This window comes from Pseudomonas sp. LjRoot277 (genome assembly GCF_964253845.1).
In the GTDB taxonomy this organism is placed as follows: Bacteria; Pseudomonadota; Gammaproteobacteria; order Pseudomonadales; family Pseudomonadaceae; genus Aquipseudomonas.
This window is the reverse complement of the sequence record NZ_CAXURI020000001.1, coordinates 3,258,194-3,273,742: the sequence shown is the minus strand read 5'-3', so window position 1 is coordinate 3,273,742 and position 15,549 is coordinate 3,258,194. Positions and strand designations below refer to the sequence as shown.

Sequence of the window (15,549 nt, the reverse complement as noted above, 5' to 3'; positions counted from 1 at the left end):
TATGTACCTCATCAATGGCCAACTGCGTGACGACGTTACCCCGGAAGGCGCCCTCGACCGTCTTCAAAAACAATTACCCAGGTTGCTTTCTGCACCGATCGACAGCGAGACCGTCATCGAGGCCGCGGCGTGTTTCGCCAGCCAGCTACAGACTCGCAGCCTGAACCTGCCCCTCGACGACGATCAATGTCAGGGGCTGATCGAGTTCTGCCAGCGCAGCAACCTGAGCAGGAAGCTTGAGCGAGAACTGGGTGCGCAACCCCGTTCGCTGAGGCGTATCGACTACCAACAGCCGCACTTTGAAAGCTGGCACCCCTTGGGGCTGGTGGTGCATGTGACGCCGGGCAATGCGCCGATGCTCGCATTCTGCGCGGTTCTCGAAAGCCTGCTGGCCGGTAACATTAACTGGCTACGCCCCAGCGCCAGCGATGAGGGTTTGACTGCGCAATTGCTGGCTGCTTTTGTGAAGTGCGACACCAGTGGCAGGCTTGCCGAATTCGTCGCGGTGCTGCCCGTGGGCACTTCCCGGATAGCCGAACTCTGCGCTCAGGCCGATGGTGTGTCAGCCTGGGGCGGTGAAAAGGCGCTCAAGGCGATTCGTCAGCAAATCCCCGCTGGATGTCGTTGGATCGATTGGGGGCACAGGATCAGTTTCGCTTATCTGTCGCCTGACGCGGCCAGCCCTTCGACGCTGGATGCGTTGGTGGATGAGGTGTGCAGTCTGGATCAACAAGCGTGTTCCAGCCCGCAATGGGTGCTGGTGGACAGCAACGACCCGGCCATCCTGCAGGACCTGGGCGAGCGTTTGAGCGAAGCCTTCACGCTTCGTGCATCGCACTGGCCGGCGCTGGTGCCCACGGATCAGGAAGCGTGCGAGATCACCACCCGCACGGCCATGGCGCAACTGGATTACTGTTTTGCGAACCAGACCGGCCAGGTCTGGGCCGGCCACGGATGGCGGATCATCTGGGAACACCATCAGACGCTCGCACCGTCGCCGCTGTTTCGTACGGTGCTGCTCAAACCCGTGCCGCAACACTTGATCGCTGAGACGCTGTTGCCCTGGCGCACTGCGCTGCAAAGCTGCGCACTGATTTGCTCTCCGACAGAATCGCCAGGACTTGTGCGAACACTGGTCAACGCTGGGGTCACCCGTATTGCAGCGTGTGGCGGGATTCATGACGGCTACGCCGGTGAGCCGCATGATGGTGTCTACGCGTTGACGCGTCTGAGTCGCCGCCTTTCGGTGAGTCTGGCACCTGATGTGCTGACGGGCCATGCAACGTTCGACCCGGTCCCGCCCGCCCCCGACACCGCCCATGAGCCGATCATGGACAAAAACACCTTCACGACCCAGCCGATGGGCACCGCGGCGCAATTGTATTTTCGCTCTGGAGGAAGCAGCGGCACTCCGGCCCTCGCCGGTTTCAGCTATCGCGACTTTCAACGGCAGATGCGCGCAGCGGCCGACGGCCTGTTCGCCGCCGGGCTTGATCCTTCACAGGACCGAGTCATGAACCTGTTTTACGGCGGCAGCCTGTACGGAGGGTTCCTCAGTTTTACCAAAATACTGGAACTGATGAGCGTCACCCACTTCCCCATGGGCGCGCCTCAGGACGATGATTTCAGCGAAATCGCCCAATTGATCGTCGACCAGCGTGTGACCGTGCTGATTGGCATGCCGAGCACCTTGCATCGACTGTTCTTCAACGAACAGACCCGGCTCCGCACGTACGCAGGTATCCGCAAAGTGTTCCTCGGCGGCGAGCATCCGGGCCAAACCAGCCTGAGCCTCATGGAAAGCTGCGGGGTCTCGATGATCCGCTCGGCGATCTATGGTTCCGTCGACGCAGGTCCCTTGGGGCATGCGTGCGCAGCCACCGCGAACGGGATCTTTCACTTGATGTGCGATACCCAGCATCTGGAAATTGTGCAGATCGAACAGGATGAACCGGTTCTGGCCAATGAGATCGGTCGCCTGCTGTTTACTTCACGAGCACGGCAAGGCCAAACCGTGCGCCGATATGACGTGGGCGACACCGGTCGCTGGATACCCGGAGTCTGTCCGTGCGGGCTGGACTCACCCCGATTCGAACTGCTCCAGCGTCACGGCAAGGTGATACGAATGGGCACGGAGTTCATTTCGCCGTCGGCGCTGCAGGATAGCGTCGGCGCGCCCATTCAGATTGTTCTGGACCACACCCCTGATGGCGTCGAGCGGCTGACAGTTCTATCGGATGCAGACGCTGATCAGGTTCGCAACGCCTTGCTGAACCATGAAGCGCTGGCAAATGCCGTAAACGCCAACCTGTTAACTGTCGAAGTTCAAGTGTGCATGGAGCAAGCGTTCACTCGAAACAAACACAGCGGCAAAACACCCTTGGTTATTGATAAAAGAAAATAAAAACACCACCAGCCATACTTGTTTTTTAACCGTCTAGACGCCCGATATAAAAAAGAGAATCCAGTGAAATCAACTTATTCGCTCGAACACCTGCTGCCTTATATACGGCAACATTCAAACTTCTACCGCCAGCAACTGGAACACTTACCGCCGCAGGGCATTACGTTACAAGATCTACCGCTGACCAATGCGGCGGACTATTGGGCTGACAGCCATGACTTGAGTCATTGGCCAGTCCTGACCGGAAAGGTCGACGATGCGCTGGTGTTTAAAACCGGTGGATCGACCAGCCAGGGCAAACTGACGGTGTACACCTATAACGAATGGCAAGAACTGGTCAGTACGTTCGGAGAAAGTTTCTCCTCTCAGTTGAACGACGGCGACCGTGTCGCCAATCTGTTTTTCTCCGGTGATCTTTACGCCAGTTTTCTGTTCATCCACGACTCACTGGCGCACGTCAGGCGATCGATCTGCGAGTTTCCATTTACCGGGCACGTCGAGCTGGACGTACTGGCCGATGCGATTGATCAGCATCGGATCAACGTGCTGGTCGGCGTACCGGCACAGCTGCTGCGATTCGCGGCCTACCTGAACCAGCATCGGCGAGTACTGTGCGGGGTTGATACGTTGCTGTATGGCGGCGAAAGCCTGTTTGCCCCGCAGTTGGTAATCCTCACCGACGTGTTTCCCAACGTGCGCATTGCTTCCATTGGCTACGCCAGTGTAGACGCCGGCCTTATCGGGGCCAGCGGTCGCGACTGCGCCTTGGGCGAGCATCGGGTGTTTGAACCACACACCTTGCTGGAGATCGTCGATGAACTCACCGGTGAAGTCATCGAAGAATGCGATCGCACCGGATTGTTGGTGGTGACCAATCTGACTCGCCGGCTCATGCCTCTGCTGCGTTATCCAGTGGGCGACCGTGCGTGCTGGCGCGAACCCGGCTCAACCCCAAGGCGTAAATTCGCCCTCAAAGGACGTAGCGCGCACAGCCACCGAGTGCGGGTGGGTGTGCTGTCGCTGCTGATCGATGACATCCAGCACATCGTCCAGCGCATTGCCCACAACGACCAATGGCAACTGCTGATCGAGCATGACGGATACAAAGACATTTTGAGTGTGAAGTGGGTTCCCTCAGCGCTATCAATGGCCACCGTACCGGTGTGCCGAGCGTTGTACGAGGCGCTGGTTGAACTCTATCCCGCCATCGAGGAACTGAGCCGCGAGGGTCTGTTGGAGTTGCGAGTATTGTCCTGTGCGGTCACCGCATTGAAGCTTCACCCACGCTCCGGCAAACAACTGCGGGTCCTGGACTTGCGCGTGTATGACGCACCATCGCCGGAGCCCGCATGATGCCGCATTTGATTTTTCGACCCTATCGGCCATCCGACGCACGTGCCGTGAGCCAGTTGTTTCGCGAGGTCTATGGCGATCATTACGTTCAGCCGGATGTTTACCTGCCGAATATGATCAATCAGCACAATGCCGAGGGGCGCTGGAAGTCGATGCTGGCGGTGGACGACGTACGCGTTCTAGGGCATGCAGCGTTGTGCCATGACACGCCTGCGGACACCACCGAGTTGGCCCTCAGTGTGGTGCATCCCGCCGCGCAGGGGCAGAGTATCGCGACCCGTCTGGGACGGGAGTTGCTGTCGCGGTCAGGTTCCATGGGGTTCAAGAGCGTCTCGATCAAACAAGTGACCCACCATCCCTACACGCAACGCATGGCAGCAAACATCGGCTTCCACAGCACGGGTTTGCTACCTGACTACGTCCCTTCGCCCTTCGCTGAGCCGCTGCCGGAAACCATCGTGACGGGTTGTTACGTCGTCGAAGGACATACGCGTCCACTCCCCGACATCCCATGGCCTGACAGCTGCCGGGGGTTTATGCAGCACGTGTGTTCCGTGTTCGGGACTCATCCGGACACGACGCCGTTGTCCTCTCTGCCCTTGCAACTCAAGCAACACCATCAAAGATTCGACATGGTCATTCAGCGTTTGACCAAACGTCTGCTTGAGCAGATCCGGCAATTGCCCAGGCACTGGCTCATTTCGGCCAAACTTCAGTTGTCACGGCACTTTTCCGGGGACTTGCGCAATTTGGCAACCCTTGGCTTCACCTTTACCGGGCTGATGCCTACATCAAACACCAATGGGTGGTTCGCACTGTTTCATCGAGGGGCGCAGTCTCGACACCTCAACCTGCACTGCCTGCACATGCAACGCTTGCATGACGATTTACAGCAAGACGCCAACACGCAGAGTAGCGCCAAAGCGCGGAACAGAGCCCGTTCAGCCGCGCGAGCCTTTTCGATAAAAGTCATTGCCCGGCTGCGCGCAAAGCTCCACCAGCCAGTCGACAAACACCCTCACCCGCCGGGACAACTGGCGGTGTGGCGGGTAGAGCGCCGTCAGCGGCATCCCCGGTGTCTGCACCGTCCTGAGGACTTCACTCAAACGGCCTTCGCTCAGTTGGCGGGCGACGTGGTAATACGGGGTCTGGACCAGACCATACCCCGCCTCACAAGCGGCCAGGTAACCATCGGCGCTGTTGACTGAAACCTGCTTGGGCAGATTGATGGCCTGAACCTGATCATTGACCATGAATTCCAGCCCATAACGCTTGCCATTGCTGCTGGAGAAGTACTCCACCATCTGATGGCCTTCAAGGTCAGCCAGACACTGGGGCGTTCCGAATCGCTTCAAGTAGTCGGCGCTGGCACACGTGACCTGGTCCAGCATGGCCAACGGCCGCGCCACCAGGGAATCGTCCAGTGAGTCGCCGCCCCGCAGCACGCAATCGACCCCTTCGCGAATCAGGTCGACAGGCCGGTCATTCAAGCCGATTTCCAGCTCGATCAAGGGATACCGGGCAGAAAATTGCGGCAACGCCGGGATCACCATCAAGCGTCCCACGCCCGCAGGCATGTCCACGCGCAACAGCCCCTTGGGGTTGTTACGTGCAGCGCTGAACACCGCTTCGGTTTCCTCCAGGTCCGCCAGCAACTGCACGCAACGAGGGTAATAGGCCGCACCGTCGAGCGTCAGGCTGGTCTGCCGCGTCGTGCGTTGCAGCAGCTGCACACCGAGATGCGCCTCCAGTTGCTTGATCAGAATGGTCACTGAGGCCCGGGGCAATTGCAGGCTATCCGCCGCCTTGGCAAAGCCGCCCAGTTCGACGATTCGAGTGAACACGCGCATGGCGTTAAAACGGTCCATTGTTTTTGCTTACCGACTGATTATTTAGAAATTACGAACAGTGATAGCAGTTTTAGCCGGTTTATCTTGTTTCTGTCGAGGTCAACAATAGTTTCCACATTCACAGGGAGCTGATTTCATGCAAACACGTCAACTGGGCAAAAACGGTCCACAAGTGAGCGCGATAGGTCTGGGCTGCATGGGCATGACCGATTTCTACACGACTGGCGTGGACATCCGCGAAGCCACGGCCACTCTGCACCGCGCGCTGGAGTTGGGGATCAACCTGCTCGACACCGCCGACATGTACGGCCCGCACACCAACGAAGAACTGATCGGCAAAGCCATCGTCGGCAAGCGCGACCAGGTGTTTCTGGCCAGCAAATTCGGGATCGTCCGCGACCCGGGCGATCCGGTTGCGCGGGGCGTCAACGGTCGACCGGACTATATTCGCGCCTCTATCGACGGCACCCTACAGCGCCTCGGTGTCGAGACCCTGGATTTGTACTACCAGCACCGCATCGATCCGCAGGTGGCCATCGAGGAAACCGTCGGCGCCATGGCCGACCTGGTGAAAGCCGGCAAGGTTCGGTACCTGGGTTTGAGCGAGGCCTCGGTCGCAACGCTTGAACGGGCACACAAGGTTCATCCGATCAGTGCACTGCAAAGTGAGTATTCGTTGTGGAGCCGTGATCAGGAGGAAAACGGTTGTCTGGCCGCGTGTCAGCGTCTGGGGGTCGCTTTCGTCCCCTACAGCCCTTTGGGTCGTGGCTTTCTCACCGGTGCGCTGAAAAGTCCTGATGATTTCGCGGCAGACGACTACCGGCGCTTCAGCCCGCGATTTCAAGGCGAGAATTTCGCCAAAAATCTGTTGCTGGTGCAGCAAGTGCAGGACCTGGCCGCAGAAAAAGGCGTGACCGCCGGCCAACTGGCGCTGGCATGGGTACTGGCTCAGGGTGATTACGTGATCCCGATTCCGGGAACCAAACAGCGTAAATACCTGGAAGAAAATGTGGCCGCACTGGAGGTGAAGCTCAGCGGCGACGACTTGCAAGCGCTGGAAGCGATATTCCCGGCCAATGCCACGGCCGGTTTACGTTACCCGGAGGAAGTCATGAAGCTGCTTGACCGGTAACCGACGCCTGGCCCATTCGGCGATTTGAGTGGGTCAGGCCAACCCGTCACGCCTTCGAGCTAACACCCTTGTCGGTCGGCACCGTCGTGCCGTTACCCTTGCCGTAAGTTTGTAAATTCTGCAGCACGTAGATTGCTGTTTTGTATTCCGGGATCAGGCCCACGGCGTACTTGTCACCCCTGATACTGTTGTTCTGAATGGTGTCCAGTTGCGTGGCGAAATACTCCAGTGCATTGAATTTCGCATCCGGGTCTTTCTGAACTCCAAATCGGTCAAACTTGTCACCGGCATTCATGAGCGTCATCGACGTAATATCGGAAATCAGGCCTTTACCTCTCAGGAAGGCGCTGAGATTACCCAGTTGTTTGGCGGTGACATTTTCCGGGTCGAAGCCTTTGATGTTCCTGTGAAGTTTCTGCTCATCCATTTTCGCGGTGTTCAGCAAGGTTGGATTGGTACCCACCAATGCCAGCATCTGCTTGACTCTCGCGTTGTGCGTCACAGGCTTGCCGGCACCCGTGTCCTTGACCAGCAAACCTGCCTTGGATATCCAGGCCCCGGTATAGCCGATAGTCATGACCGAACTCCCGACTGCGCTACCTGATGCAGACGTCCGTGTGAGGCGACCATAAAAGTTCCTTGTTTAATCTGGTTTAGAGCGCGCGAGTATCAGTCTGGCCACTAGCCACACCAACTATTATTTCCAACTTTTTACAATTTTCGTACATTTACGATACAACCGGGCAAGTGCCCTGTTTCATGGGTCTATACATTAATTTGGAAAATGGTACAGACACTAAATATGTACTACTAACCTGTTGGTTAGTTAGTTTGTATCCATTACGACACCTTTTACTGCGCACCGTCCGTCACCTCGCGGCGATCTTGTACGATCGTACCTAAAGCTCGATCTCTCCATGCCGATAGCCCTTCGAAGCGCCGATTTTCATATCGATAACCACAACAAGAACGCTGCACAAGGACCGGTCCCATGCCCGCATTCCGTACCATTCAGGCTCGTTACACGCTGTTTCTGGTCCTGTTCATCCTGCTGTTGTCCGTGCTGACAGTCGTCGGCATCAGCCAATTGGTCGCACCGAAGCTGCGTCACACCGAAGAACAAGTGGCCCTTAACCGCATCGCCGAAGTCGCCGAGCAAATCCAGGGCGAATTGAACAAGGTTCAGTCCCAACAGCGCAGCATCACCCAGACCATTCCCCTGCTCGACAGCGCCGCCATCGACACCGTCCTGCCGGGCCTGGTCGACCAGTACGGCGAGCTGAAAGTATTCGGCGGCGGGATCTGGCCGCTGCCCGGTCAGCGCGAAGCCGGGCGCAACAAGTTCAGCACGTTCTGGCACCGGGATGCCTCGGGCAAACTGGCGGTCAACACCTTCTGGAACAGCGACGCAGCACCCAACTATTACGACCAGACCTGGTACAAGGGCGGCATGCAGACCCCGCGCGGCCAATGCGCGTGGGCGGCAGCCTATAAAGATGACGCCAGCGCCGAGCCACGCACCAACTGCGCCATGGCCATCCAGAAAAATGGCGCGGCCTACGGCGTGTCGACCATCGACGTGACCCTGGGCTTTTTCAATGACCTGGTGGCACACAAGGAGAAAGACCTCGGCGCCGAAATGCTGATCGTCGAAGCCGACGGCAAAATCATCAGCAACAGCTCGCGCATCAGCGGGCCGATCGTGCTGAAGAACATCAGTGAGCTGGCCGGCAACTCGCCGTTCGCCACCCAGGTGAAAGCCGGCTTGCAAAACCGTGACCAGTCGCAGCGGGGCGAGTTCGACAACAACGGCCAAGCCAGCACCTTCTTCATGCGCCCGATCGAAGGCACGCCTTGGTTCCTCGCCACCGCCCTGCCGACCAAGCTGATCACCGCCCAGCGCGACGACGTGCTCAGCACGCTGAGCCTGCTGCAAATCCCGATGGTGATCCTGCTGGTGTTGCTACAGATCTATGCGATTCGCCAACTGGTCCAGCGCATGAAAGCCCTGAAGGCCAACATCGATGCGCTGTCGGCCGGCGATGCCGACCTGACCAAACGCATTACCATTCGCGCCGAAGACGAGCTGGGCGCCATCGGCCACTCGGTCAACGCCTTCATCGCCTACTTGCAGAACATGATCGGCGAAGTCACCCTGGCCACCGGCGCCATGGCTTCCAGCCTGGATAACCTGCAACGCACCTCGGCGCACACCAGCCAGATTCTGGTGCGTCACGCCTCGGAAACCGATCAGACCGTCACCGCCATCACCGAGATGAGTTCTACCGCCGAAAGCGTCGCGCAAAACGCCGCCGAAACCGCTGCCTTCACCCAACGCGCCAACGAAAACGCCGACCGTTCGCGGGTCGTGGTAGGCGAAGCGTCGAACAGCGTGATTGCGCTGATCGACGAAGTGGCCAGCGCCACCCATAAAGTCGAAAGCATGCAACAGGACGCTCAACGCATCACCGAGATTCTCGGGGTCATCGGCGCCATTGCCGGGCAAACCAACCTGTTGGCCCTCAACGCAGCCATCGAAGCTGCCCGCGCCGGCGAGCAGGGCCGCGGTTTTGCGGTAGTCGCCGATGAAGTCCGCGCCCTCGCCGCCCGCACTCAGGCCAGTACGTCGCAAATCAATGAGATGCTCACTCGCCTGACGCAGGGTGTGAGTTCGTCGGTAACCGCCATGGAAAACACCCAGACCAGCTGCCAGTCGGCCGCTGATGCGACGGCACGGGTCAACACCGGCCTGGATGAAATGGCCGGCAACGTCAGCCACATCAACAGCCTTAGCACCCAGATCGCTACGGCCGCCGAGCAGCAAAGCGCGGTGACCGAAGAGATCAACCGCAGCATGGTGCAAATCCGCCACATGGTCGACGAACTGGTGAAAAGCGGTCAGGCCAGCGAGCTCAACACCCAACAACTGCTGGAGGCCAACAGTCGCGTGAGCGCGATCATGGGGCGGTTCAAGGTTCGTTAATTCTGTTCTACCCTGAGTGCCGTCCCCGGCACTCAGCGGCCAACCTGACAATCTTGTAATGCGCGCCTCATCTGACTGACAGCTTTGATCTACGATGATCAAGCTGCCCAGTTTTGTATTACTTCGAAACACACCTTGAATGTCTGTCCGCTAAAAATGGTCAGAATGCATTTTTTTGGCCGCAATTCGAAACGAGATTCCCCATGCGAACCCACCTGCGTCTGGTCGCCCTGAGCGCCCTGTTCATTTCCTCCCTGGCCCAGGCCGCCGACCTGATCCCCATCGAGGTTCACCGCGATGCCAATTGCGGTTGCTGCAAAAAATGGATCAGCCATCTGGAAGCCAACGGCTTCAAAGTCGACGATCACGTCGAAGCCAATATGAGCGAATTCAAGCAACAGCACGGCGTACCTCCGCGTCTGGCGTCGTGCCATACAGGCTTGATCAACGGCAAATTTGTCGAAGGCCATGTCCCCGCCGATCAGGTGCTGGCCTTGAGCAAGCGCGACGATCTGTTGGGCGTTGCCGCCCCCGGCATGCCCATGGGTTCACCCGGCATGGAAATGGACGGCATGAGCGATGCGTATCAAGTGATCGGCCTGAAAAAAGACGGCACTGACGTAGTTGTGGCGGACTACCCCGCCCATTGATGTTCGGTGCGTACATCGGGCTGTTCTTCGCCGCATTCGGTGCGGCAACCTTGCTGCCCTTGCAGTCCGAAGCGGTGCTGCTGGGGTTGTTGCTCAGCGGCAAGTACTGGCTCTGGTCGCTACTCACCGTGGCGACATTGGGCAATGTTCTGGGGTCGCTGGTGAGCTGGTGGCTGGGGCGCGGTATCGAGCGGTTTCGTGATCGGCGCTGGTTTCCGGTCAGCCCGCGCCATCTGGAAAAAGCCAGAGTCCATTATCAGCGCTACGGTCATTGGTCGTTGCTGCTGAGCTGGGTGCCTGTGATCGGTGATCCGCTGACCTTGGTGGCCGGCGTGATGCGCGAGCCCCTGGGGCGATTCCTGCTGATCGTGACCCTTGCCAAGGGCGCCCGTTATGGTGTGTTGGCCATGGCCACATTGGGCTGGATGGGTTGAACGATCATCCACGGCGATTGCCTGTGTTTAATGTCGCCCTAATCATGCCGATCCAGCATCGGCCGATTTCCAATGGAGTTCACCCATGTCCCTCACCCGCTCCCGCTGGCTGCCCGGCCTGCTGCTGACCGCTGCATTGCCTGTCATCGCCCACGCCGAAGGCCCGGAATACGGGCCGGAGCTGCAAGGCTTCGAGTACCCCTACACGGTCAAGCATTTCGCCTTTGAGTCCCAGGGCAAATCCCTGCAAATGGGTTACATGGATGTCGCCGCCCACGGCAAGGCCAACGGACGCAGCGTGGTGCTGATGCACGGCAAGAATTTCTGCGGTGCCACCTGGGACACTTCGATCAAGGCCCTGAGTGAGGCCGGTTACCGGGTCATCGCCCCGGACCAGATCGGTTTCTGTACCTCCAGTAAACCCGACCATTATCAGTACAGCTTCCAGCAACTGGCGACCAATACTCAGCAACTGCTCAAGACCCTGGGCATTCAGAAGGCCAGTATTCTCGGGCATTCCACCGGCGGCATGCTCGCCACTCGCTATGCGCTGCAATACCCCGATCAAGTCGAACAACTGGCACTGGTCAACCCCATCGGCCTGGAAGACTGGAAAGCCCTCGGCGTTCCCTATCGCACGGTTGATCAATGGTACGAACGCGAGCTGAAACTCACGGCCGACGGCGTCCGCACCTATGAACGCAACACCTATTATGGCGGGCGCTGGAAACCGGAATTCGATCGTTGGGTAGACATGCTCGCCGGGCTGAACAAAGGACCGGGGCATACACAGGTGGCGTGGAATTCGGCGCTGATCTACGACATGATCTTCACCCAACCGGTGTACTACGAGTTCAAGGACCTGAAGGTGCCGACCCTGCTGCTGATCGGTACGTCCGACACCACGGCCATCGGCAGCGACATCGCACCGCCCGAGGTCAAGGCGAAACTCGGTCACTACGACGTCCTTGGCAAGCAGGTGGCTAAACTGATTCCCCGGTCGACGCTGGTTGAATTCCCCGGCATGGGCCACGCGCCGCAAATGGAAGAGCCGGAGCAATTTCACCAGGCGCTGCTCGCCTGGCTGAACAATACCAACCCCGTTCATTGATGAGGTAAGGCTGATGGCAGTGCAGATTGCGGTGATTGATGACTGGCAGGACGTGGCCCGTGACGTGGTGGACTGGTCGGTGCTGGACCACATCGGCCAGGTAAGCTTCATCCATGACTACCCTGCCGACAACGAAACCCTGGCGGCACGGTTGGGCGAGTTCGAGGTGATCTGCGTGATGCGCGAGCGCACCCGGTTCGATGAGGACCTGCTGCGGCGCTTGCCGAAACTCAAGCTGCTGGCCACCGGCAGCATGCGCAACGCCGCCCTGGACCTGAAAGCCGCCGCCGCGCTGGGTATCCAGGTCTGTGGCACCGACAGTTACAAGCACGCCGCGCCGGAACTGACCTGGGCGCTGATCATGGCGGCGACCCGCAACCTGGTGGTCGAAGCCAACGCCCTGCGAGCAGGTTTATGGCAGCAAAGCCTGGGTGGCGACCTGCACGGCAAGACCTTGGCGATCCTGGGTCTGGGCAGCATTGGCACTCGCGTTGCCCAGTTCGGTCAGGTGTTCGGCATGCGGGTGATTGCCTGGAGCGAGAACCTGACCGCCGAACGCGCAGCCGAAGTCGGCGTGACCTGCGTCAGCAAACAGGAACTGTTCGAACAGGCCGATGTGCTGTCGGTCCATCTGGTGCTCAGCGATCGTAGCCGAGGCTTGGTGGACGCCCAGGCGCTGGACTGGATGAAGCCCACGGCGCTGCTGGTTAACACAGCGCGCGGGCCGATTGTCGATGAGGCCGCGTTGATCAAGGCGTTGCAGAAACGGCGACTGGCAGGTGCTGCGCTGGACGTCTTCGAGCAGGAACCCTTGCCTCCATATCATCCGTTCAGAACTCTGGACAATGTGCTGGCCACGCCCCACGTCGGGTATGTCAGCCAGCAGAACTATCACCAGTTTTTTTCGCAGATGATTGAGGTCATTCAGGCCTGGTCAGCGGGAGAACCGATTCGGTTGTTGGGCTAACCGCCCCGCTGACGGCCAGTCATTTCACAGACCGCCGGAAAGAAATGAATAAATGTTCACCCTGTGGTGTTCACCTTTCATCGCCCCTGCGAACTAACCTGTGGAGCATCGCCCATGACTATCCGTTTTGCTGTTTTTACCGCCCCCCTGTTGCTCGCTGTCGCGTTTTCCAGTTCGCTTGCATTCGCCAACGGCGATGACGACGAACCGGCCAAACCCAACTGCCCAAAAGGCCAGGTCTGGGACAGCAAGCAGCAAAAATGCCTCAAGCAAACCAGCAGCCTGGTACCGGACGCTGACCGCACCGATTACGCTTATCGCCTGGCCAAGGACGGTCGCTACGAAGAAGCCTTGGCCCTGCTCGACACCCTCAAACAGCCAAACACCGCCAAGGCTTTGAACTATCGCGGCTACGCCACGCGTAAACTGGGGCGCACTGACGAAGGGATCGGTTATTACCTGCAATCGGTCAAGCTTGACCCGCACTACGCGCAAGTTCGCGAATACCTCGGCGAAGCGTATGTGGTCAAAGGTCGGCTGGACCTCGCTCAGGAACAGTTGCAGCAGATCAAATCCATCTGCGGCAGCACCACCTGCGAGGAGTACCAGGACCTGGCCGAAGCCATCAACGACTCATCGAAAACCTGACACACCGAGCAGACGGAGGTCGCCATCGCCAGCGATCAGGCAATACGGGCAGAACTGGGCCAGCATCTGGCGCGTTTATGGCGCTACGGCCTGCTGTTGTCCCGGCAACGACATGTCGCCGAAGACCTGGTGCAGGCGACCTGCGTGCGGGCGCTCGAGCGTGCCGGGCAGTTTGTCCCGGGTACCCGCATGGACCGCTGGTTGCTGAGTATTCTGCACTCGATCTGGCTCAACGAAGTTCGCTCCCGAAGGGTGCGTCATGGACAGGGGCTGGTGGATGCCGACAACGCTTTGTCGTTCGACGGTGAATACGCGGCGCAAACCCATGTCCTCGCGGCTCAGGTGATCAGGCGTGTGGACGCCCTGCCCGAAACCCAGCGCGAAACGGTGTTTCTCGCCTATGTCGAAGGTTTGTCCTACCGCGAAGTCGCCGAGGTGCTGGACGTGCCCATCGGCACCGTCATGAGTCGCCTGGCCGCTGCACGCGCGAAACTGGCCGAGTACCCGCCATTGCACGCCGTGCCGAATCCTTCCACTGGAGAACGTCGATGAACGATCACGCACGCCCGACGATACCCTCGGATGAGCAACTGGTGGCCTACCTCGACGATCAGCTCGACAGCGAACAACGCACCCGCATCGACGCTGCCATTGCCGAGGACCCGACGCTCAATCTGCGTCTGCAATGGCTGGCCCGCAGCAGCCTGCCGTTCAAGGAGGCCTATGATGAATTGGGCCGACAGGCGCCCGTGGATCGCTTGCAATCGATGCTCGATACCTTGCCTACGCCTGAACGCCCGGCCATGAATCGGCGCTGGTTTCTCGCAGCGGCCGCCGGATTGGTGGTGAGTGGCGTGGTAGCGGATCGACTGTTCCTCGGTTGGCAGTCGAGTCAGCAAAAGGAAAACTGGCGCGGGCTGGTGGCCGAGTACATGTCGCTCTACGTGCCGCAAACCCTGGACCACTTGCCCACTGACGAAGCCGCTCAACGCGTGCAACTGCGGACCATCGATGCGCGTCTGGGCCTGAATCTTGTGCCGGCACAACTGGCCCTGCCACGCTCCGAGCTCAAGCGCGCGCAAATCCTCGAGTACGACGGCGTCGCCATTGCCCAAATCACCTACCTGGACCCGGCGCACGGCCCCATGGCGCTGTGCGTCACCCGCTCCAACAGCGGCAGCCGGCATTTCGCCCAGGAGCGCCGGTACGGGATGAACATTGTCTATTGGGCTGACAGGGAACATGCCTGGATGCTGATCGGGCATAACCCGGTGGCGGATCTGGAGGATATGGCGAAGTTGTTGAGGGATCGGCTTAGCGCGTGATCCGTTTTGTCACTATGCTGGGTGTCTCATTTCCAAGGAGGAAAACCCACCCATGCCTATTTCTTCACGCACAGCCTTGCTGGTCATCGACGTACAGAACGACTTCATCCCCGGCGGCCAGTTGCCGGTGCCGGAGGGCGACCGGATCGTCCCGCTGATCAACCGCCTCGGCGCCCGGTTCACCCAAGTCATCATCGCCCAGGATTGGCACCCGGCCGGACATGCGTCCTTCGCTTCCAGCCACTCGGGTCGCGCACCTTACGACGTCATTCAACTGCCTTATGGCGAACAGACGCTCTGGCCGGAGCATTGCGTGCGAGCCACGCCCGGTGCCGAGTTGCACAAGGACTTGGACCTGCCCCACGCCCAACTGATCATCCGCAAGGGCTGCAACCCGGACATCGACAGTTATTCGGCGTTTCTGGAGGCGGACCGAACGACCACCACAGGCTTGGCCGGGTACTTGAAGGAACGCGGTGTCGACACGGTTTATCTGGTTGGGCTGGCGCTCGATTTCTGCGTGATGTTTTCCGCGCTGGATGCGCGGGCGGCGGGGTTTAACGCGTTTGTGGTGTTGGATGCGTGTCGGGCGATTGATCTGGAAGGTTCATTGGCCGCAGCGATCGAGCGGATGCAGGTGGCTGGGGTTGGGTTGATTTCAGCGGAGGAAGTGCCGGGTTAAGTCTCTGTAG

13 protein-coding genes and 3 pseudogenes are annotated in these 15,549 nt (G+C 59.2%); 14 read left to right on the top strand and 2 right to left on the bottom strand.

What is annotated here, in order from left to right:
• Position 1 precedes the first annotated feature (1 nt).
• From ACSQ87_RS15515 to ACSQ87_RS15505, 3 genes and pseudogenes are all read left to right on the top strand, one after another.
• On the top strand, positions 2-2,404 hold the full coding sequence (locus tag ACSQ87_RS15515; RefSeq protein ID WP_436273791.1) for an acyl-CoA reductase: 2,403 nt from the start codon (positions 2-4) through the stop codon (positions 2,402-2,404).
• A gap of 63 nt (positions 2,405-2,467) precedes the next feature.
• The gene (locus ACSQ87_RS15510) at positions 2,468-3,757 is read left to right on the top strand and encodes a phenylacetate--CoA ligase family protein (protein WP_223429894.1); all 1,290 of its coding nucleotides are present in this window, start codon (positions 2,468-2,470) and stop codon (positions 3,755-3,757) included.
• Positions 3,757-4,707: pseudogene (locus tag ACSQ87_RS15505) on the top strand (GNAT family N-acetyltransferase); the annotation flags it as partial. The gene ACSQ87_RS15510 and the pseudogene ACSQ87_RS15505, both read left to right, overlap by 1 nt.
• On the opposite strand, the gene ACSQ87_RS15500 reads toward ACSQ87_RS15505, so the two are convergent.
• Positions 4,699-5,625: a LysR family transcriptional regulator gene (locus ACSQ87_RS15500; protein WP_223429896.1), complete on the bottom strand. Its 927-nt coding sequence runs from the start codon at positions 5,623-5,625 to the stop codon at positions 4,699-4,701. The pseudogene ACSQ87_RS15505 and the gene ACSQ87_RS15500 sit on opposite strands and share 9 nt — an antisense overlap.
• Before the next feature lie 118 nt (positions 5,626-5,743).
• Between ACSQ87_RS15500 and ACSQ87_RS15495 the strand changes: the two genes are divergently transcribed.
• Complete coding sequence (locus ACSQ87_RS15495) at positions 5,744-6,739, top strand: aldo/keto reductase (protein WP_223429897.1); 996 nt, start codon at positions 5,744-5,746, stop codon at positions 6,737-6,739.
• 46 nt (positions 6,740-6,785) lie between these two features.
• On the opposite strand, the gene ACSQ87_RS15490 is transcribed toward ACSQ87_RS15495, so the two are convergent.
• The gene (locus ACSQ87_RS15490; RefSeq protein WP_223429898.1) at positions 6,786-7,316 is read right to left on the bottom strand and encodes a hypothetical protein; all 531 of its coding nucleotides are present in this window, start codon (positions 7,314-7,316) and stop codon (positions 6,786-6,788) included.
• A 414-nt stretch (positions 7,317-7,730) separates the two neighbouring features.
• On the opposite strand from ACSQ87_RS15490, the pseudogene ACSQ87_RS15485 reads away from it, so the two are divergent.
• From ACSQ87_RS15485 to pncA, 10 genes and pseudogenes are all read left to right on the top strand, one after another.
• Positions 7,731-8,861: pseudogene (locus tag ACSQ87_RS15485) on the top strand (HAMP domain-containing protein); the annotation flags it as partial.
• Between the two features lie 339 nt (positions 8,862-9,200).
• A pseudogene (locus tag ACSQ87_RS15480) lies at positions 9,201-9,722 on the top strand (methyl-accepting chemotaxis protein); the annotation flags it as partial.
• Positions 9,723-9,925: 203 nt separating this feature from the next.
• Positions 9,926-10,372 (top strand): DUF411 domain-containing protein, encoded by a 447-nt coding sequence (locus tag ACSQ87_RS15475; RefSeq protein ID WP_008155198.1) that lies wholly within the window; start codon positions 9,926-9,928, stop codon positions 10,370-10,372.
• Positions 10,372-10,806 carry a YqaA family protein gene (locus ACSQ87_RS15470; protein ID WP_223429900.1) on the top strand — a complete coding sequence of 145 codons (435 nt, stop codon included), beginning with the start codon at positions 10,372-10,374 and terminating at the stop codon, positions 10,804-10,806. The genes ACSQ87_RS15475 and ACSQ87_RS15470 overlap by 1 nt, the downstream gene beginning before the upstream one ends.
• A gap of 85 nt (positions 10,807-10,891) precedes the next feature.
• A complete protein-coding gene (locus ACSQ87_RS15465) occupies positions 10,892-11,917 on the top strand; it encodes an alpha/beta fold hydrolase (RefSeq protein ID WP_223429901.1) in 1,026 nt (341 codons plus the stop codon).
• Positions 11,918-11,930: 13 nt separating this feature from the next.
• Complete coding sequence (locus tag ACSQ87_RS15460) at positions 11,931-12,884, top strand: D-2-hydroxyacid dehydrogenase family protein (RefSeq protein WP_223429902.1); 954 nt, start codon at positions 11,931-11,933, stop codon at positions 12,882-12,884.
• 114 nt (positions 12,885-12,998) lie between these two features.
• Positions 12,999-13,532 carry a tetratricopeptide repeat protein gene (locus ACSQ87_RS15455; RefSeq protein WP_223429903.1) on the top strand — a complete coding sequence of 178 codons (534 nt, stop codon included), beginning with the start codon at positions 12,999-13,001 and terminating at the stop codon, positions 13,530-13,532.
• 54 nt (positions 13,533-13,586) lie between these two features.
• Positions 13,587-14,084 (top strand): RNA polymerase sigma factor, encoded by a 498-nt coding sequence (locus ACSQ87_RS15450; protein WP_223430090.1) that lies wholly within the window; start codon positions 13,587-13,589, stop codon positions 14,082-14,084.
• Entirely contained in the window at positions 14,081-14,857 is a 777-nt protein-coding gene (locus ACSQ87_RS15445; protein WP_223429904.1) for an anti-sigma factor family protein, read from the top strand. Before ACSQ87_RS15450 ends, ACSQ87_RS15445 begins: the two co-directional genes overlap by 4 nt.
• 52 nt (positions 14,858-14,909) lie before the next feature.
• Positions 14,910-15,539 carry a bifunctional nicotinamidase/pyrazinamidase gene (gene pncA, locus ACSQ87_RS15440; protein ID WP_223429905.1) on the top strand — a complete coding sequence of 210 codons (630 nt, stop codon included), beginning with the start codon at positions 14,910-14,912 and terminating at the stop codon, positions 15,537-15,539.
• The last annotated feature ends 10 nt before the right edge of the window (positions 15,540-15,549 follow it).